The organism is Pseudomonas veronii (genome assembly GCF_001439695.1).
Classification (GTDB): Bacteria; Pseudomonadota; Gammaproteobacteria; order Pseudomonadales; family Pseudomonadaceae; genus Aquipseudomonas; species Aquipseudomonas veronii.
In genome coordinates, this window is record NZ_JYLL01000001.1 from 156,067 (window position 1) to 175,620 (window position 19,554).

At 61.9% G+C, this 19,554-nt stretch carries 15 protein-coding genes and 1 pseudogene; 5 read left to right on the forward strand and 11 right to left on the reverse strand.

Annotated elements, in window-relative coordinates; translation table 11 throughout:
• Positions 1–7: 7 nt before the first annotated feature.
• Genes TU80_RS00670 through TU80_RS00680 form a run of 3 tightly spaced genes read right to left on the reverse strand, consistent with a single transcriptional unit; the run spans position 8 to position 1,762 of the window.
• On the reverse strand, positions 8–277 hold the full coding sequence (locus tag TU80_RS00670; protein ID WP_046384951.1) for a phosphopantetheine-binding protein: 270 nt from the start codon (positions 275–277) through the stop codon (positions 8–10).
• A complete protein-coding gene (locus tag TU80_RS00675) occupies positions 255–1,067 on the reverse strand; it encodes a lysophospholipid acyltransferase family protein (RefSeq protein ID WP_017849831.1) in 813 nt (270 codons plus the stop codon). Before TU80_RS00675 ends, TU80_RS00670 begins: the two co-directional genes overlap by 23 nt.
• Entirely contained in the window at positions 1,043–1,762 is a 720-nt protein-coding gene (locus tag TU80_RS00680; protein WP_046384950.1) for a beta-ketoacyl synthase chain length factor, read from the reverse strand. The genes TU80_RS00675 and TU80_RS00680 overlap by 25 nt, the downstream gene beginning before the upstream one ends.
• Positions 1,763–2,099: 337 nt before the next feature.
• Between TU80_RS00680 and TU80_RS00685 the strand changes: the two genes are divergently transcribed.
• Positions 2,100–2,870, forward strand: coding sequence for a ParA family protein (locus tag TU80_RS00685; RefSeq protein WP_017849829.1), 771 nt, complete (start codon positions 2,100–2,102; stop codon positions 2,868–2,870).
• A gap of 41 nt (positions 2,871–2,911) precedes the next feature.
• On the opposite strand, the gene trxC is transcribed toward TU80_RS00685, so the two are convergent.
• On the reverse strand, positions 2,912–3,346 hold the full coding sequence (gene trxC, locus TU80_RS00690) for a thioredoxin TrxC (protein WP_017849828.1): 435 nt from the start codon (positions 3,344–3,346) through the stop codon (positions 2,912–2,914).
• Positions 3,347–3,584: 238 nt separating this feature from the next.
• Here trxC and TU80_RS00695 point away from each other — a divergent pair, with 238 nt between their 5' ends.
• Together TU80_RS00695 and TU80_RS00700 are read left to right on the forward strand one after the other, a co-directional pair.
• Positions 3,585–3,881 carry a type II toxin-antitoxin system HigB family toxin gene (locus TU80_RS00695; RefSeq protein WP_017849827.1) on the forward strand — a complete coding sequence of 99 codons (297 nt, stop codon included), beginning with the start codon at positions 3,585–3,587 and terminating at the stop codon, positions 3,879–3,881.
• A complete protein-coding gene (locus TU80_RS00700) occupies positions 3,878–4,279 on the forward strand; it encodes a helix-turn-helix domain-containing protein (RefSeq protein WP_046384949.1) in 402 nt (133 codons plus the stop codon). The genes TU80_RS00695 and TU80_RS00700 overlap by 4 nt, the downstream gene beginning before the upstream one ends.
• Positions 4,280–4,285: 6 nt before the next feature.
• Here the strand turns inward: TU80_RS00700 and selO are convergent, their stop codons facing one another.
• The 5 genes and pseudogenes from selO to TU80_RS33870 form a co-directional block, all read right to left on the reverse strand.
• Positions 4,286–5,749 (reverse strand): protein adenylyltransferase SelO, encoded by a 1,464-nt coding sequence (gene selO / locus TU80_RS00705; RefSeq protein ID WP_057003646.1) that lies wholly within the window; start codon positions 5,747–5,749, stop codon positions 4,286–4,288.
• Positions 5,750–5,797: 48 nt separating this feature from the next.
• On the reverse strand, positions 5,798–9,181 hold the full coding sequence (mscK, locus tag TU80_RS00710) for a mechanosensitive channel MscK (RefSeq protein ID WP_046384947.1): 3,384 nt from the start codon (positions 9,179–9,181) through the stop codon (positions 5,798–5,800).
• 49 nt (positions 9,182–9,230) lie between these two features.
• A complete protein-coding gene (locus tag TU80_RS00715) occupies positions 9,231–10,973 on the reverse strand; it encodes a potassium/proton antiporter (protein ID WP_046384946.1) in 1,743 nt (580 codons plus the stop codon).
• 231 nt (positions 10,974–11,204) lie between these two features.
• A complete protein-coding gene (locus TU80_RS33865) occupies positions 11,205–12,077 on the reverse strand; it encodes a methyl-accepting chemotaxis protein (RefSeq protein WP_371928164.1) in 873 nt (290 codons plus the stop codon).
• A 30-nt stretch (positions 12,078–12,107) separates the two neighbouring features.
• Positions 12,108–12,860: pseudogene (locus tag TU80_RS33870) on the reverse strand (MCP four helix bundle domain-containing protein); the annotation flags it as partial.
• Positions 12,861–13,106: 246 nt separating this feature from the next.
• Here TU80_RS33870 and TU80_RS00725 point away from each other — a divergent pair.
• On the forward strand, positions 13,107–13,337 hold the full coding sequence (locus TU80_RS00725; protein WP_017849821.1) for a hypothetical protein: 231 nt from the start codon (positions 13,107–13,109) through the stop codon (positions 13,335–13,337).
• Positions 13,334–13,627: a cell division protein ZapA gene (locus TU80_RS00730; protein ID WP_017849820.1), complete on the forward strand. Its 294-nt coding sequence runs from the start codon at positions 13,334–13,336 to the stop codon at positions 13,625–13,627. Before TU80_RS00725 ends, TU80_RS00730 begins: the two co-directional genes overlap by 4 nt.
• On the opposite strand, the gene TU80_RS00735 is transcribed toward TU80_RS00730, so the two are convergent.
• Both TU80_RS00735 and putA read right to left on the reverse strand, forming a co-directional pair.
• Positions 13,624–15,426: an acyl-CoA dehydrogenase gene (locus tag TU80_RS00735; protein WP_057003648.1), complete on the reverse strand. Its 1,803-nt coding sequence runs from the start codon at positions 15,424–15,426 to the stop codon at positions 13,624–13,626. The two genes, TU80_RS00730 and TU80_RS00735, sit on opposite strands and share 4 nt — an antisense overlap.
• 168 nt (positions 15,427–15,594) lie before the next feature.
• Entirely contained in the window at positions 15,595–19,548 is a 3,954-nt protein-coding gene (gene putA / locus TU80_RS00740; RefSeq protein WP_057003649.1) for a trifunctional transcriptional regulator/proline dehydrogenase/L-glutamate gamma-semialdehyde dehydrogenase, read from the reverse strand.
• Positions 19,549–19,554: the final 6 nt, after the last annotated feature.

Genomic DNA, 19,554 nt, shown 5'->3' on the forward strand with positions numbered 1-19,554 from the left:
TACGGTCTCAAGCTGCCTGTTTGGCCGTGACGAACGCCGCAAGGCTGGCCACGTTGGTGAAGTGATTGCGGGTGTCCTTGGCGTCGGCATCGATCTTGAAGCCGTACTTTTTCTGGATCGCCAGGCCCAGTTCCAGGGCGTCGACTGAGTCCAGGCCCAGGCCTTCGCCGAACAGGGTTTGGTCGCTGTTGATGTCGTCGACGCTGATGTCTTCCAGGCCCAGGGCCTCGATGATCAGCGTCTTTATGTCGTGCTCAAGGCTGTTTGAGTTGCTCATCTTCGGCGAGCTCCTTAATAAAATAGTGATGCAGGTAATCGTTGAGCTTGCGTGAGGCCTGGGGCGCGGGGCCGAGTGCGGCGAACGCTTGTGGTTCTATATCGGCACCCACCCGTAAACTGAAGTGAAAGCGGCGTTTGGGAATGCGATACCAGGGTTCGGCCTTGGTCAGGGTGGTCGGGCTGACCTTGATTACCACGGGGGTGATGATTGTCGCACCACGCAACGCAATCGCGGCGCCGCCGCGATGAAAGGCAGGCGCCGCACCGGGTGTGGTGCGGGTGCCTTCTGGAAAGATGATCAGGGTCTGACCTTCGCGCAGCGCATCGGCGGCGGCGTCGAGCATGTCCGCGCTGCCGTCATTGCTGATGTAGCCGGCATCGCGCACCGGCCCACGGGTGAACGGGTTTTGAAACAGGCTCTGCTTGACCACGCAGTTGGTCTGGCGCATCAGGCCGATCAGGAACACCACGTCGATCAGTGACGGGTGGTTGGCGACGATCATCTGGCCGGGGCGCCCGAGTTTGTCGGCACCGTCGACGCTGAACGTGAGAATGCCCAGGCGCTGCATCCACCGAATGAACAACCAGAACAGGCGACTGATGGTATGCCGCGCGCGCCGTTGGTGCTGCTTGGCAGTCCCCGGCAGGCAATTGAGCAACGGAAACACCAGTAAGCGCAGGCACAGCCCGCCGACGCCAAACAGCGCGAAGCTGGCGGCGGTGGCGAACAGGCGCCAGTAGTAGGCGTCCCGTGGCTTGTCGTTCAGGGCTTGCGTTGCCAGTTCCATACGCGGTTCTTCCAGGCGTGTTGGCAGGCGCCCTGTTCGGTCAACAGGGTGCGTAGCAGGTTCAGGGCATGAGGCCACTGGGTGTGAGTGTGTTGGACCGTGCCGGTGCGCAGTTCCAGTTGCCACTCGTCGCCCGGCGTCAGTAACAGGCCGAGGGCGTAGGGGAAGGGCACGTCGTGGATCCAGTTGGCGTAGGCCTCGGGGGGCTGTTCCTCGCTGATCACCAGCAATACCGCCGGGGCGCCTTCGTTGAGCAGGGCCGCTGCTTCGAGCATGCCGTGTTCCAGGCCATCGCCGGCGGCGGCGAGGGCGGTCATTTCGCTGGTTTCATTGCGCAGGATCGACCACAGGCCAATCACCGCGTTATGCACCGACAGGCTGAACTGAGTCGGCGACAGCGGCTGATCGTTGGCCAGGTCGCTGAGGATGTCGAGGGTGCGCGGGGTTTCGCCGTGGCGGGAAACGAACACCAGCGGCAGGTCTTGCAGGCCCTCGGCCAGCGGCCAGCCCACGCTGAAAGCCATGCGCGCCAGACGGCTCAGGCGGCGGCGCTGCATGGCCGGTAAAAACGAGACGTCGGGGGAGGCTTCGCTGGCGGGTAGCAACACTGGCGCCTGGCACCAGGCGCGCCAGTCGTCCGCACTTTCGAGGCCCGGAGCCCAGGCGCGCCATTGGCTGATATTGAAATTGATCACTGAGAAGATATCCCGCCCCTGCGGGCTTCCATGCGCGGCCACTGGCCCCGAATACCGGGACAGGGAGCAGCAGCCGAATGGCGCGCATTATCCCGGTGCTGTGGGGTTCTAGCAAACTTTGGTAAATATTTGTTCACGGCCGATTACAATTTGCTGGGGAAGATTTACAGATTGTCCTTTACTGAGAACCGAGCTGGATTGTCGGACTGTTCCTTTTCATTTGTACGTTAGATGCTAGCCCGGACCATTAATGCAGCAGTGCATGGATGAACGAGGTAGCTAACCGGCGCTTTTGCCCTCTACACTCGGGCATTCATTGGTACACGGAGGTTTTTCCATGCGGCGCGTGGTGTTCAATCAAAAAGGCGGGGTTGGCAAGTCCAGCATCGCCTGCAACCTGGCGGCGGTCAGCGCCAGTGAAGGTTACCGAACCCTGTTGGTGGACCTCGATGCACAAGCCAACTCTACTCAGTACCTCACCGGGCTGACCGGCGACGATATACCGATGGGTATTGCCGAGTTCTTCAAGCAAACCCTGTCTTCGGGGCCGTTCGCCAAGAAAAACCGGGTGGATATCTACGAAACGCCCTTCGACAACCTTCACGTGATCACCGCCACCGCTGAGCTGGCGGACTTGCAGCCCAAGCTCGAAGCCAAGCACAAAATCAACAAGCTGCGAAAGCTGCTGGATGAACTGAGCGAAGACTACGACCGGATATACCTGGATACCCCGCCAGCGTTGAATTTTTATGCGGTTTCGGCGCTGATTGCTGCTGATCGTGTGTTGATCCCCTTCGATTGCGACAGTTTCTCGCGCCAGGCGTTGTATGGCCTGCTGGCGGAAATCGAAGAATTGAAGGAAGACCACAACGAAGGCCTGGAAGTCGAAGGCATCGTGGTCAACCAGTTCCAGGCGCGAGCGAGCTTGCCGCAGCAGATGCTCGATGAGTTGATTGCCGAAGGCTTGCCGGTGCTGCCGGTGTACCTGGCGAGTTCGGTACGCATGCGTGAGTCGCACCAGCAGAACAAACCGCTGATCCACCTGGACCCACGGCACAAGCTGACGCAGCAGTTTGTGGAGTTGCATAACCTGCTGGAAAACGCCTGACCCAAAGCACCACACTGGCCTGCGTTGTGCTCAAGGTCGAGTTACACCCCTTGGCTACGCAACCAGCTCATCAACTGCGGTAACGGAAACGCCCCACTCTGACGCGCCACTTCGCGGCCGTTCTTGAACAGAATCAAGCTGGGAATCGAGCGAATCCCCAACTGCGCCGACAACTGCTGATTGGCCTCGCTGTCCAGCTTGGCCAACCGGCACTTGCCTTCCAACTGCGCAGCGGCCTGCTCGAAGATGGGTGCGAACGACTTGCACGGCCCACACCAATCGGCCCACACATCCACCAGCAACGGCAGGTCGCCCTTGATCTGGCTGGCGTAGTCGCCCTGTTTCAGTTCAAAAGGTTTGTTCAGCAGCACCGGCTGCTTGCAGCGCCCGCACTTCGGCGCATCGCCCAGGCGTTCGCCGGGGATGCGATTGAGGCCGTTGCAGTGCGGGCAGGGAATGACGAGAGGGTTGGACATGGTGGCGCTCCTTTGAGACTGGCCAATAGATCCTATTTGGAGTCAGGTCTGGGGTTTATCAAGGCGTGGGAGCGGTGACTCATCCGTTCACAGTTTCTGCCATGTCGATGTGAAGCCGCTTATCTAGGCTGTTGGAGCGCGTTCTGTTTCCCGCCATCTGTCTGTTTGCGGTTATAGCAAATTGCGATAGTTTGAGTTCGGGTTTAACCTTCATAGCAAGATGCGATAAGGATGTTGCATGCGAGTGATTAGTGAGAAAAGGATCTGGGAAGCAAAGGAAAAGTGGCCGCGCTCAGCGAGTGCTTTGGATGAGTGGTACCGACGGATAAAGCGCAATAGCCCAGGAGATTTCGCGTCAATGAAAGGCATTTTTCCTGCGACGGATAAAGTCGGGCAGTTCCATGTGTTCGACATCGGTGGCAATAAACTGAGGTTAATTGCTTTCGTGCGGTACCCAGCACAACGAATTTACATCAAGCATCTGCTCGATCACCGCGAATACGAACAAGACAAGTGGAAGGAGACAATCAGATGAGCGCACTCATTCAGCTCGCCGCTGAACATTGGCAATTTGTTTCACCATTACTGCGCAAGCCAAAAAACGAGGCGGATTACGATGCACTGGTTGCTGCCCTCGACGAGTTGCTGGATTTGGTCGGGGAGGACGAATCAAATCCGCTTATGAGTTTGGTGGATATTCTCAGTGACTGGATCGAAGCCTACGATCACGAGCATCGTCCGATGCCCATCGTCAGTGGTGTTGACGTGTTGCGCGCGATGATGCGCGAACACGGCTTGAATCAAAGTGATCTGCCAGGCTTAGGCAAACAGTCAGTCGTTTCCGAGATTCTGAGCGGTAAGCGTAAGCTCAATCTGCGACAGATTAAATGGTTGGCCGAACGCTTTGGGGTTTCCGTGGAGACGTTCATCTAGCCGACTCTACGAAGAACAACTGATCTCCAAATGCTTGCCCCAATCCGGCGGCCGCTGCGCGTACTGCTCCATCCCGGCCTGCTCCTCGAACGGTTTGCGCAACACCTCATGCAGCCGCCGCACTTCGCTGTAATCCCCAGACTCGGCGGCGGTGATAGCGTTCTGTGCGAGGTAGTTGCGCAGGATGTACAGCGGGTTGACCGCATGCATCCGTGCTCGGCGCTGTTCTTCGCTGTACTCGCCATCACGCGCCACGCGGGCCTTGTACGCATCCGCCCAGGCATCGAAGCCGTTCCTGTCGACAAACTCGTCGCGCAACCGCGCCACTGCGAGCGCGGCCGGTTCATCGCCCAGGCGGCGGAAGAACAGCGTGTAGTCCACGCCGCTGTTCTGCATCAATTGCAGCAGGCGCTCCAGCAGTTTCTGGTCATCGTCTTCGGCGCTGGTCAGCCCCAGCCGGCGGCGCATCAGGTCCAGGTAGTGCGCCTGGTACAGCGGCAGGTACAGGCCGAGGGTTTCCTTCAAGGCGTCGACGCTGATAAACGGTGTGAGCGCCTGCGCCAGCGCGCTGAGGTTCCACTGCCCGATCGGCACCTGATTGCTGAAGGAGTAGCGCCCTTCATGATCGGAGTGGTTGCAGACGAAGTGCGCGTCAAAATCGTCGAGAAACGCAAACGGCCCGAAATCGAAGGTGATGCCGAGGATCGACATGTTGTCGGTGTTCATCACCCCATGGCAGAAGCCATAGGCCTGCCATTTGGCGATCAGTGCGGCGTTGCGTTCGACGACTTCGCGGAACATCGCCAGGTACGGTTCGGGCTGTTCCCGGCACTCGGGGAAGTGCAGCTTCAACACGTGCTCGGCCAGTGCCGCCTGCTGCTCGGTCTTCTGGGTGTAGTAGAAGTATTCGAAATGACCGAAGCGCACATGGCTACGGGCCAGGCGCAACACCATCGCCCCGCGTTCCTGCTTCTCGCGCCAAACCGGCGTGCTCGAGCCGATCACACACAGCGCCCGGCTGCTAGGGATGTTCAATGCATGCAGGGCTTCTGATGCCAGAAACTCCCGAATCGAAGAGCGCAGCACGGCGCGGCCATCGCCCATCCGCGAGTACGGCGTCTGCCCGGCGCCCTTGAGGTGCAAGTCCCAGTGTTCGCCGGCGCGGTTATACACCTCGCCGAGCAGCAAGCCACGGCCATCGCCCAACTGCGGGTTGTAGGAGCCGAACTGATGCCCGGAATACACCATCGCCCGCGGTTCGGCTTCGGCCCACAGCTTGTGGCCGCCGAACAGTTCGGCGAACACTGGCGTTTCGGCCACGGCTGGGTCGAGGTCGAGCAGGGCCATGGCGGCGTCGCTCGCCACGACCAGGCGCGGTTCGTCGAGTGGCTCGGGCAGGACGTGGGTTGAGAACGCGTCGCCCAGGCGTGCGAAGCGATTGTCGAAGGTCAGTTCGTCGAGGGCTTTCACCGGCCATCTCCAGCAGAATGTCCGAGCATTCTGCTGGGGATAGGCGTTTTAGTCGAGCTTGGAGGGTGGCGGCTCGGGGGCGTCCACCACTTTGCCCGGCGGCGGTTCCGGTGCGTCGTGCGTCTCGGCCGGGTTGGCGATGGTGCGTTTTTCGTCTTCTACCGGCACCAGCTTGTACTCCTGGCCGTGCAGGTTCTTCAGGTAAACCTCCATCTGCCGGAACGAGATGTTGATGTGGTTGTTCTTGAACTCGCGGTTGATAAAACGGTTCACCTCGTCGATCACCGGGTTGCGGTCACCGAGGTCGCGCACGTGCATGCGCAGTTCGTGGTCGAGGGTGCTTTCGCCGAAGTTGAGGAAGTACACGTGGGGTTCGGGTTCTTTCAGCACCCGCGGGTTTTCGCGCGCGGCCTGGAGCAACAGGGCTTTCACCAGGTCGAGGTCGGAGCCGTAGTCCACGCCGAGCTTGAGGGTGACCCGGGTGATGGTGTCGGTCAGCGACCAGTTGATCAGTTGCCCGGTGATGAACGTCTTGTTCGGGACAATGATGTCCTTGCGGTCGAAGTCGGTGATGGTGGTGGCGCGGATGCGGATCTTGCTCACCGTGCCCGACAGGTTGCCGATGGTGATGGTGTCGCCGATCCGCACCGGGCGCTCGAACAGGATCATGATGCCGGAGATAAAGTTGGCGAAGATCTCCTGCATACCGAAGCCCAGGCCCACCGACAGCGCCGCCACCAGCCATTGCAACTTGTCCCAGCTCACGCCGAGGGTCGATAGGGTCGCCACAAACCCCACGCCGGCAATCACGTAGGATAGCAACGTGGTGGTGGCGTAGGCGCTGCCCTGGGCCAGGTCCAGCTTGGACAGCACCAGCACTTCCAGCAAGCCGGGCAGGTTGCGCGCCAGGGCGAAGGTGATGCCGATGATGATCAGCGCGCCGAGCATGTCGCCGATGCTGATCGGCACCATGCTGATATTGGCCCCGGTGCCGCTGGTGTATTCGTAGAGGGTGACGTTGTCGAGGTAGGAGAACACCGAGATCAGGTCCGACCACACCCAGTACAGCGCCGCGATGAAGCCGCCGAGCAGGGCCAGGCGGATCAGGCGCATGGATTGTTCGTTGACCTGTTCGATGTCCAGGGTCGGCTCTTCGATCACCGCTTCGCCTTCGCCGGCTTCCTTGGCGGCCTGGCGTTTTGCCAATGCCCGCGAATAGGCCAGGCGCCGGGCGGCGACGCCCAGGCCGCGGGCGAACGTGGCTTCGATCACCAGCCAGAACATCAACAGGTACAGGGTGTTGATCAACCGGTCGCTGAGCTTCAGCGCGGTGTAGTAATAGCCGAAGCACACGGCGATAAACAGTGCGATGGGCAGCGCGGTAAACAACAGACCCGCGGTTTTGCGGAACAGTGAGGCTTTCTCGTGGGTCGTGCTGTGCAACAGCAGGCGACCCAGCAGCCAGGCCATCAGCGCATAGCAGGTCAGCACCACGCCGATGCCCAGCACGTCGTCGGCCAGGGCTGCCGGCTGGTGCTCGGCAATGGCCACCACGGCCACCAGCGCCAGCACCACCAGCCCGAGCTTGCGTACCCAACCTTGCAGGAATGCGACCTGCGGTCGTTCCCAGCGGAAGTGCAATTCGGCGACGCCGCCTGGCGCGAGGATTCGGTAGGCGGTGTAGAACACCAACCACGCCTGGGCGATCTGCAACAGCGCGGCACCCAGGTTGGCGTTTTGCCCGCGGGCGTCGATCTGCAACGCATAACCGCATAACGCCAGGCCCAAGGCCACGGGCATGGCCAGCAGGATATTCACCAGGATCGCCTGAGGCGTGTGCCATTGGCTGTCACGCTTGAAGTGGCCGATGTCCATGTGCACCTTTTTCAGCCGCGCGTACAAGGCATTGCGCCGCCACAACAGTGCGCCGATCAACAGCAGCAACGGCAGGAACAGCAGCGGGCGCTGGGTCAGGCCGTCGTACAGTTCGCTGACGCTGGAGGCCCAGGGCAGGGAGGTGACTTGCTTGCTCAGGTGGTCCGGGACGGTTTCCAGCCACTCGGTGTCCAGCGGCTTGTTGCTGGGAATCCAGAACATCTGCTCATCGAGGGTCGCACGCAGGGTGGTGGCGGTGCTCAGCAGTTGTTTCTGGTTCAGTTGCAGGGTGATCGATTCATTGAGCAGCGCGCTCAGCTCGCGGCTCAGGCGCTCGAGCAGGTCGCTGCGGGTGATCGCCAGTTCCAGCAGAGTGCGCCGCAATTGCGGGGTGACCTCATCCGGCGGCTGGTTGGCCAGCAGGTTATCCACATAGGTGCTGGGCGAGCTGATCAGTTCGCGCTGCTGGTTGACCTCGAACTGGTACAGGCGAATGTTGGCGATGTCGTCGGCGAGGTTGCGGTCGACCGTGAGGCGCGGCAAGGCCTGTTTCTGTTTGTACAGAATCTTCGACAGCAGCAGGCTGCCCTTGAGCACGTTGATCTGTTCGTCCAGCGCCGAGTCGCTCTGGGTCACGGTGTCCAGTTGCTGCTTGGTCTGCAGGTTCTTCTGGGTCAGGTCGTTGAGGCGGTCGGTGCTTTTGAGCAGGTAGTCGGACAGCTTCAGGTTGGCCGCGCTTTCCGTGGCCAACAGGCTGCTGCTGCCGGCTTTCTGCGCTTCGATGGACTGTTGGGTCACCGTCTGTTGGGACTGGGCCAGGCGTTTCTGGTTGATCAGGGTTTGCAGGTCCTGGATCTCTTGTTCCAGGCGCGCGGTTTTTTCCACCACCAGGTCATGCTGGCTGTTGCCCAGGTCTTGCAGTTGGCTGTTGCCGGCCAGTTCCTGGCGGCGCAGTGGGATCAGGGCATTGAGCGACGCCAGTTCGGCGTTCAACTGGTTGCGTTGGTCGGCGCTGAGGGTTTTGCCATTGTCCTTGCCGGCCTTGAGGGTCGCGTTGATCTGCTGGATGCGCGTCTGGCTGCTGCTGATTTCGGTCTGCGCGCGCTCGGGGCGGGTCTGGGCGGCGATGGTCAGGCTGTTGGCGTCGGCCAGGTCTTTTTGCAGGTCGCCTTGCTGGGTGGTGCGCTGCACCAGCAGTTGTTCCAGTTGCGGCACCGGCAAGGTGGCGTAGCGCTGGGCCACCGGGACGACTTTGGTGGCCTTGAGCCGGGTCAGTTCGCGCTGGTTTTCGCTGGTCTGGCGCGGGGCGTCTTGCAACTGGCGCTTGAGATCGACCAGGCGCTGCTCGTAATCCTGCTTGTTGCCCAGGTGAGTCAGCGTCTGCTGCAGGATCGCCTGCAGCGCCTTCATGTCGGCGTCGGGCAGCTTGCGGTCGGGCAGCTTGTCCAGGGTTTGCTGGATAGCGTCGGCGCTGGGCGGGTCGGCGGCGTATACGCTGCCGACACAAAGGGTCAGGCCCAGCAGGGCAGTGGCGAGAAAAGTGCGCAGGGTTGGCATAGAGACCGGTCGAGCAAGGTGAAGAATCGGGGCAGTATTGCCCCGCAGTTTAGAGGAAGAGTCCGGGGCCCGGGCGACTTCCTTCGGGGAATCTGACGCCGACTTTGCCAATCTTGTTCCCGTCCATGACGGCGACGGTCCAGATCGTGTTGTTCCACTCCACCTGGTCGCCGACCACCGGCGCGCCGCCGACTTTCTGGGTGATGAAGTGGCTCAATGGCATGTCCGGGTCGATGCCTTCGAGTTGCAGGCCGTACAGCGCCGAGACTGCGCCCAGTTGGGCGTCGCCTTCGAGGATGAAGTCGCCGAAGAAGCGCAAATCCAAGCCGCGTTGCGGCGCCTGGCTGAACAGTTTGCCCAGGGCTGGCAGGTTGTGTTCGTGACCGATCACGCAGAGCAGATCGTCGGCTTCCAGCACCGTACTACCCGACGGATGGAGCAGTTGCTGGCCACGGAACAGTGCAGCGATACGCGTGCCTTCGGGCATTTTCAGCTCGCGCAGGGCTGCGCCGATGCACCATTTTTCCGCGCCCAGGCGGTAGACGAACAGCTCCCACTCACTGGTGACGTGAACTTCCAGGGCGGCGCGGGAAATCGGCGCCGGCTCCGGTGGCACGGTCACTTTCAGCAGCTTGGCCACCCACGGCAGGCTGGTGCCTTGCACCAGCAGCGAGACCAGCACGATAAAGAACGCCAGGTTGAAGTACAGCTGTGCATGGGGCAGGCCGGCCATCAGCGGGAACACCGCAAGAATGATCGGCACCGCGCCGCGCAGGCCGACCCAGGCGATAAAGGCTTTTTCGCGGCCGTGGAACGCCTTGAACGGCAGCAGGCCGACCATCACCGACAGCGGCCGCGCAAACAGGATCATCCACAGCGCCAGGCCCAGGGCGGGCAGCGCAATCGGCAGCAGGTCGTGGGGCGTGACCAGCAGGCCCAGCACCAGGAACATGCCGATCTGGGCGAGCCAGGCCATGCCGTCGAGCATATGCAAAATGCCATGACGGCTGCGCACCGGGCGGTTGCCGATCACCAGGCCGCACAGGTACACGGCGAGGAAGCCGCTGCCGTGCAGGGCGTTGGTCAGGGCGAAGACGAACAGGCCGCCGGCGATCACCAGGATCGGGTACAGGCCGTTGGCCAGGTTGATGCGGTTGACCATCTGCAGCATCAGCCAGCCGCCGCCCAGGCCGATGAGGCCGCCGATGCCGAACTCGCGCACCAGGTGCAACAGCAGGTTCCAGTGCAGGCCGGTCTGGCCGCTGGCGAGCATGTCGATCAGGGTGACGGTGAGGAACACTGCCATCGGGTCGTTGCTGCCGGATTCGATTTCCAGGCTGGCGGAGACCCGTTCGTTGAGCCCCTTGCCGCCGAGCAGCGAGAACACCGCGGCGGCGTCGGTGGAGCCGACAATCGCGCCGATCAGCAAGCCTTGAATGATGTTGAGGTCAAACAGCCAGGCCGCGGCCATGCCAGTGAGGCCGGTGGTAATCAACACCCCCACCGTGGCCAGCGACAACGCCGGCCAGAGTGCCACGCGAAAACTCGCCACCCGGGTGCGCAAGCCGCCGTCGAGCAGGATCACGGCCAGGGCGAGGTTGCCCACCAGGTAGGCGGTCGGGTAGTTATCGAAGATGATGCCGCCGCCGTCGACGCCGGCGACCATGCCCACGGCCAGGATGATCACCAGGATCGGAATGCCCAGGCGGGACGAAAGAGAACTCACCAGAATGCTCGCACTCACCAGCAACGCGCCGATCAAGAACAGGCTGTTGATGGTGGTCGCATTCAAAGGCAGTACTCCATGGGCAAAATAAGACGGACGCATTCTGACCATGCAGTCTGCGTGCCAGCGATTCTAACCTGTTGAATTGCCGCGCTGTCAAAAAGCTTTTAGCGGCGGGCGCCGATCTAAATGTGGGAGGGGGCTTGCCCCCGATTGCGATTTGTCAGCTAGCTTATCTACAGCTGACCCACCGCTATCGGGGGCAAGTCGAATCGTCGCACCGCCCCTCCCACATTCTTAGAGGCGAAACCGCCCGACCATCCCGTTCAAGTCCACCGCCAGGCGCGACAACTCGCTGCTCGCAGCACTGGTCTGGCCGGCGCCGGTTGCCGATTGCACCGACAGATCACGAATGTTCACCAGGTTGCGGTCCACTTCCCGTGCCACCTGCGCCTGTTCCTCCGCCGCGCTGGCGATCACCAGGTTGCGTTCATTGATCTCGACAATCGCCGTGTTGATCGTATCCAGCGACATCCCCGCGCCTTTGGCGATGTTCAGCGTCGATTCCGCGCGCTCGGTGCTGTTGCGCATCGAATCCACGGCATGCTCGGTGCCGGCCTGGATACTGCCGATCATCCGTTCGATCTCGCTGGTCGACTGCTGGGTGCGATGCGCCAGCGCACGCACTTCGTCGGCCACTACGGCAAAGCCACGGCCGGCTTCCCCGGCGCGTGCGGCTTCAATCGCCGCGTTCAGGGCCAGCAGGTTGGTCTGGTCGGCGAGACCGCGAATCACGTCGAGCACCTTGCCGATGTCGCGCGACTCATTGGCCAGGTCGCCGATCAGCGTCGCGGTGGCTTGCACGTCGCCGCTCATGCGCTCGATGGCGCTGACGGTTTCCTGCACCAGGTCGCGGCCGTCACCGGCGGAGGTGGTGGCGTTGCGCGAGGCCTCGGAGGTGCTCACCGCATTGCGCGCGACTTCCTCGACGGCGCTGGTCATCTCGTTGACCGCGGTGGCGGCCTGTTCGATTTCGTTGTTTTGTTGGGTCAGGCCACGGGCGCTTTCGTCGGTCACGGCGTTAAGCTCTTCGGCGGCAGAAGCCAACTGAGTGGCCGAGCCGGCGATGCGTTGCAGGGTGTCGCGCAGCTTGTCCTGCATCTTGGCCATGGCAGCCAGCAGGCGGCCGGCTTCGTCGTGGCCATCGACCTTGATCGGGCGTGTCAGGTTGCCTTCGGCGATTTCTTCAGCCGCGTCCAGGGCCTGGGCGATCGGCAGGGTGATGCTGCGGGTCAGCAGCCAGGCGAACAACAGGGTCAGCGTCGTGGCGATGACCAGCAGCCCAACCACAAGGTCGAAGGCCAGGTTGTATTGGTCTTTGGCCTGCTGATTGGTGGTCAGGGCCATCTTGTTGTTGATGTCCGCCAGGCGCGCCAGCACGGCGTTGGTCTGCTCGGCGTTGCTCAGCAACTCGCTGTTGAGCAACTCGCGCAGCTCGTCGACCTGATTGGCCCGCGACATGCTCTTCATGCGCTCTTCGATCTGATGGTACTGGGCTAGCAGGCGCACGTATTCGTCGTAGGCCGCGCGTTCTTCGCTGCTGTCGATGAGTTTTTCGTAGATGCCCTGGGCGGTCCGAATCTGCTGGTTGCGCTGTTCGATGGTTTCCAGGGTTTTTTGCTGCACGTCTGGCCCGCGGTTGGTCAGCAATCGGTATGACAGCACCCGCAGGCGCAATGTCAGCTGGGTGAACTCATCGAGGGCGCGAATACTCGGCACGCTGGACAGCGTGATGTCTTCTGCCGCCGCGCGGATTTTGCTCATTTGGTTCAGGGCGAACACACCGAGAAACAACATGAGTGCACCAATCAACGCGAAGCCTAGGAACGCGCGCGGCGCGATATTCATATTACGAAGAGACATGCGGGAGTCCTGGGAAGAAGCGCGATCCATGCGGCTATGAGACAGGGTGAGTATTACCTATCGGCAGTACGACTAAAGTCTAAAGTGGCGTGTGTTTTTATCGCATCTGACGAGGGGCCGGGCCGATTCAGGAACCAGATGGGGGAAATGCAGTCACTAAGGCTCGAAAGTGCGGCCCGGCCCTTAACAATCGGGCTGCGCGCCGGGGATAACCCTGGCATCCGAGGTGAATTTTCTTTATCGTCACCGCCCTTTTAAAAAGCCCAGGAAATCAAAATGTTAGAAGCATCCCTCAGCCAGCTGGAACAACTGGTCAGCGACCTGGTACAGCAGAATCAAGACCTGTTGGGCACCAATGAATCCCTCAAGGCGCAATTGGCCCGCGCCAAGGATGAGAACGACAGCCTGCAATTGAACCTGATGGAACAGGAAGAAAAGAACGGCGCCACCGCTGCGCGTATCCAGGCGTTGGTTGAGCGTGTGAGCGCAGGGCCTGTCAGCGCATGAACGAAGGGATAAAGGTCGTTTCGATTCTCGGAGAGGATTACTCGATCAAGGCTCCGGCCGGGGAAGATCAAACCCTGATGCACGCCGTGACCCTGCTCAAGGCCTCCCTGGCCACCACCAAGAAAAAGTACCCGACCCTGATCGGTGACAAGCTATTGGTACTGGCCGCGCTGAACCTGTGCGCCGAGCAGATCGAAATGCAACAGCGTCACCAGCAGGAACTCGACCGTTACCAAGAGCAAGTCAGCGCCACGGTCGAGGTGATTTCCAAGGCTATCGGACAGCCTTAGAACCACTCATCCTGCATGCCGAGGCACGTATCGTCGCGGGCCTCCAGTATTGCCAGTTCATGATGGCAGCCCGGTACTTCCCAGGTCAGGAAGTAGCGGGCCGCCTGGAGCTTGCCTTTATAGAACGCGGTGTCCGCCGCATTGCCCTTGGCCAGGCCTTCTTCGGCGCGAATCGCCTGCTCCAGCCAGCGCCAGCCAATCACCGTGTGCCCGAATACCTTCAGGTACAGCGCCGAATTCGCCAGGCTGCTGTTGACCTTGCCTTGGGCGAGATCCGTCAGCAGGCCGATCGTCACGCTTTGCAGGCGCGCCACCAACTGTTCCAGCGGTTCTCTCATGGCCTTCAGCGATGGATATTGCTGCGCCCGCGCGCCTGTTTCGGCGATCAACCGAATCAGTTGCTTCAGGCCCGCGCCGCCGTTCTGCGCGAGCTTGCGCCCCAGCAGGTCGAGGGACTGGATACCGTGGGTGCCTTCATGGATCGGGTTGAGGCGGTTGTCGCGGTAATACTGTTCCACCGGGTATTCGCGGGTGTAGCCGTGGCCGCCGAGGATCTGGATCGCCAGCTCGTTGGCCTTGAGGCAGAACTCCGAGGGCCAGGATTTGACGATTGGCGTCAGCAGGTCGAGCAGTTCGTGAGCGTGCTTGCGTTCGACGTCGGTTGCCAGGGTGGTGGTGTCGTCGAACAGGCGCGCGGCAAACAGGCCGAGGTCGAAGGCGCCTTCGACGTAGGCTTTCTGGGTCAGCAACATGCGCTTGATATCGGCGTGCTGGATGATCGACACCGGCGCGGTACTCGGGTCTTTGCTGTCCGGCAGGCGGCCTTGCGGGCGTTCGCGGGCGTATTCCAGGGAATACAGGTAGCCGGCGTAACCGAGCATCACCGCGCCCATGCCGACGCCGATGCGCGCTTCGTTCATCATCTGGAACATGCAGCTCAGGCCCTGGTGCGGTTTGCCCACCAGATAGCCGACACAGTGCCCGTTATCGCCGAAATTCAGCGCCGTGGACGTGGTGCCACGCCAACCCATCTTGTGAAACAGCCCGGCCAGCAACACATCGTTGCGCGCACCCAGGCTGCCATCGTCGTTGACCAGGAATTTGGGCACGATAAACAGCGAAATGCCCTTCACCCCGGCCGGCGCGTCCGGCAGTTTGGCCAGCACCATATGCACGATGTTTTCCGACAGCGGGTGGTCGCCGCCGGAGATAAAGATCTTGTTGCCCTTGAGCCGATAGCTGCCGTCCGCCGCAGGCTCTGCGCGGGTACGAATGTCCGACAGCGACGAGCCGGCATGCGGCTCGGTCAGGGCCATGGTGCCGAAGAAGCGCCCCTCGATCATCGGCTGCAGGAAGCGTTGCTTCTGCTCCTCGGTGCCGAAACTTTCGATCAGGTTGGCGGCGCCCATGGTCAGGAACGGGTAGGACGTTGACGCCGCGTTGGCCGCCTGGAAGTGCGCGAAGCAGGCCTGGGACAGCAATGTCGGCAACTGCATGCCGCCGGCTTCGAAACTGCGCGCGGCATTGAGGAAGCCGGCTTCCAGGAAGGCGTCCACGGCCGGTTTGACTTCCGGGATCAGGATGGCCTTGCCGTCCTCGTAGCGCGGTTCGTTTTCGTCGTTTTTGCGGTTATGCGGTGCGAAGTACTTTTCGGCAATGGTGCGGGCGGTACTGATGGCCGCGTCGAAGGTTTCGCGATTATGTTCGGCAAACCGCTCGCGCTGGGTCAGGCCCTCGGCATCGAGGACTTCGTACAGCTCGAAAGCCAGATTGCGGGAACTGAGGAGCGTCTCGGACATGGCGGCTTACCTGTGTGGGAAGGAGCCTGAGTCTAAGTGCGCGAATAAAGGCTGGATAGCAAGATTGATCTGGGTGATGGAGGGGCAGAACGCGGACGAGGAATTGAAATACAGCCAAAATGTGGGAGGGGGCTTGCCCCTCCCACATTTTTTACCGCGTTCCGGCAGTTAGCCGATGGTCATCAGGCTGGCGTTACCGCCCGCCGCTGCGGTGTTGACGCTCAGCGCACGCTCGATCACCAGACGCTCCAGGGCAATTGCCGTCTCGCCTTGGGACAAACCATGTACCCCGACAATCGCCCCGCCACGCTGGGCCACTTGCTGGCAAACCGCGCGCAGTTGATCGGAATCGCCGTGGTGCAGGACTGCGTCAAACAGCACATCGTCCTTGGTCCAGTCGGCCACGCGCTTGATCTTCGCCTGAATCTCTTTCGGCAGGCGTGGGAACAAGGCTTTGGTCAGCTCGGTTTCCGGCCATACCGCCGAACCGCCGACGGCCAATACCGCCGCCAGTTGGGTCAGCAGGTCACCTTCTACTTCTGCCAGGCACAGTACGTGCTCGCGGGGCAGGATGGCGTAGCTGTTGCGCTCGCCGGTCGGGCCGGCCAACAGGCGGGTGATACCGCTTTGCGATTGCGTGGCGAACCGGCTGCACAGGGCGCTCAGGTCGCTGAGCGTGTGGCTGTCGGCCCAGGCTTTCAAGGCGGTCAGCGGTTGGCTCATGGCGTCGCGCAGGCGCACGTCCGGTGCGGACAATGCATCGCCGCGAACGAAGGACTGCTCGATCGCATCGGTAGGACGCGTCGACAGCAGGCGGTACAGGTACAGCGGACCACCGGCTTTCGGGCCGGTGCCCGACAAACCTTCGCCGCCAAACGGCTGCACGCCGACCACCGCCCCGACAATGTTGCGGTTGACGTAGACGTTGCCGGCATGAACGTTGTCGATCACCTTGGCGATGGTCTCGTCGATGCGCGTGTGTACGCCCAGGGTCAGGCCGTAGCCGGAAGCGTTGATCTGGCCGATCAACTGGTCGATCTCCTTGCGCTTGTAGCGCACCACGTGCAGCACCGGGCCGAAGATCTCCCGTTGCAGCTCGTCGAAGCTTTCCAGCTCGATCAGGGTGGGCATCACGAAGGTGCCGCGCTTGATCTCTTCGCCGTCGGCGATCGCCACTTGGTACACCGCGCGGCCTTTGTCGCGCATGGCCTGGATGTGTTTCTCGATGCCGGCCTTGGCTTCGGCGTCGATCACCGGGCCGATATCCACCGACAGGCGCTCCGGGTTGCCCAAACGGCATTCAGCCATGGCGCCCTTGAGCATTTCGATGACGCGGTCTGCAGAATCTTCCTGCAGGCACAGTACACGCAGGGCCGAGCAACGCTGGCCGGCGCTGTCGAAGGCCGACGACACCACGTCGATGACCACTTGTTCGGTCAGGGCCGAAGAGTCGACGATCATTGCGTTCTGGCCACCGGTTTCGGCGATCAGCGGGATCGGTCGGCCCTGGGCATCCAGGCGTCCGGCGACATTGCGTTGCAGCAGGCGCGCGACTTCGGTGGAGCCGGTGAACATCACGCCTTTGACGCGATCATCGCCGACCAGGCGCGCACCAACGGTTTCGCCCTGGCCCGGCAGCAGTTGCAGCACGCCTTCCGGAATACCGGCTTCGAGCAGGATACGTACCGCTTGTGCGGCCACCAGCGGGGTTTGCTCGGCAGGCTTGGCCAATACCGGGTTGCCGGCGGCCAGTGCGGCGGCGACTTGCCCACTGAAAATCGCCAGCGGGAAGTTCCACGGGCTGATGCAGACCACCGGGCCCAATGGGCGGTGGGCGTCGTTGGTGAAATCGTGACGCGCCTGCACCGCGTAGTAACGCAGGAAGTCCACAGCTTCGCGCACTTCGGCGATGGCGTTGGCGAAGGTCTTGCCGGCTTCGCGGGCCAGCAGGCCCATCAGCGGCTGGATCTCGCCTTCCATCAGGTCGGCGGCGCGTTCAAGGATCGCGGCGCGCTCGGCGGGCGGGGTCGCCTGCCAGATCGGGCCGGCGTTGATGGCGCACTGGATCGCGTTGTCGACGTCATCGACGGTCGCTTCCTGTACGTGGCCGACCACATCACGCAGGTCGGACGGGTTCAGCACCGGCGTCGCAGCTTCATTACTGGCGGCGCAACCCAACATCGGCGCGGCTTTCCAGTGATTGTGCGCGGTGGCCAGCAGGGCGCAGGACAACGACGCCAAACGGTGTTCGTTGGCCAGGTCGATACCGGCCGAGTTGGCGCGGTCGCTGCCGTACAGATCGCGTGGCAATGGAATGCGCGGGTGCGGCAGGCCGAAGCCGCCTTCCAGCGTCGCCATTTGCTCGATGCTGGCCACTGGATCGGCCACCAGCTCCTGGATCGAGATGGACTGGTCGGCGATACGGTTGACGAACGAGGTGTTGGCGCCGTTTTCCAACAGGCGACGTACCAGGTAGGCCAGCAGGGTTTCGTGGGTGCCGACCGGGGCGTACACGCGGCACGGACGGTTCAGCTTGCCCTCGGCCACTTTGCCGACGACCTGTTCGTAGAGCGGTTCGCCCATGCCGTGCAGGCATTGGAACTCGTACTGGCCGGGGTAATAGTTCTGACCGGCGATATGGTAGATAGCCGACAGGGTGTGGGCGTTATGCGTGGCGAACTGCGGGTAGATGACTTCCGGCACCGACAGCAGTTTGCGTGCGCAGGCGATGTAGGACACGTCGGTGTACACCTTGCGGGTATAGACCGGGTAGCCTTCCAGGCCTTCAACTTGGGCGCGCTTGATTTCGCTGTCCCAGTACGCGCCTTTTACCAGGCGGATCATCAGGCGGTGGCGGCTGCGGCGCGCCAGGTCGATGACGTAGTCGGTCACATACGGGCAGCGCTTCTGGTAGGCCTGGATCACGAAACCGATGCCGTTCCAGCCGCTCAGTTGCGGCTCGAAGCACAGGCGTTCGAGCAGATCCAGGGACAGTTCCAGGCGGTCGGCTTCTTCGGCATCGATGTTCAGGCCGATGTCGTATTGCTTGGCCAGCAGGGTCAGGGACAGCAAGCGCGGGTACAGCTCGTCCATCACCCGTTCGTACTGGGCACGGCTGTAACGTGGGTGCAGGGCCGACAGCTTGATGGAAATGCCCGGGCCTTCATAAATCCCACGGCCGTTCGAGGCTTTGCCGATGGAATGAATGGCTTGTTCGTAAGAGGCGAGGTACTTCTGTGCATCGTGTTCGGTGAGTGCGGCTTCACCGAGCATGTCGTAGGAATAGCGGAAACCCTTGGCTTCGAACTTGCTCGCATTGGCCAGGGCTTCGGCGATGGTTTCGCCGGTGACGAACTGCTCGCCCATCAGGCGCATGGCCATGTCGACGCCCTTGCGGATCATCGGCTCGCCGCTCTTGCCGATGATGCGGCTCAGGGATGAGGTCAGGCCTGCTTCGTTGTGGGTGGCGACCAGTTTGCCGGTCAGCAGCAGGCCCCAGGTGGCCGCGTTGACGAACAGCGACGGGCTGTTGCCCAGGTGCGGTTGCCAGTTACCGGTGCTGATCTTGTCGCGGATCAGTGCGTCGCGGGTGCCTTTGTCGGGGATGCGCAGCAGCGCTTCGGCCAGGCACATCAGTGCCACGCCTTCCTGGGACGACAGGGAGAATTCCTGCAGCAAACCCTGGACGATGCCGGCACGGCCGCCGGCGCTCTTCTGATTGCGCAGTTTTTCTGCAATCGACGCGGCCAGCTTATTCGTGGCTTCGGCCATCTGGGCCGGCAGGCGAGCCTGTTCGATCAGCATCGGCACCACTTCCGGCTCCGGGCGGCGGTAAGCGGCGGTGATCGAGGCGCGCAGTACGGATTGCGGCAGGATGCTCTCGGCGAACTCGAGGAAGCACTGATGGGCGTGGTCGGCCTGGACCTCGCCGGCGTCATCGGCCTCCTTGCTGCTCAAGCCATTGAGCTCGGTCAGGGTTGCACCACCCTCGAGTTTCTCCAGGTAATTGAAAATCGCCTGCTTGATCAGCCAGTGCGGCGTGCGATCAATGGAGGTCGCGGCCGCCTTCAGGCGCTCGCGGGTCGGGTCGTCGAGTTTGACCCCAAGGGTGGTTGTAGCCATTTTCTT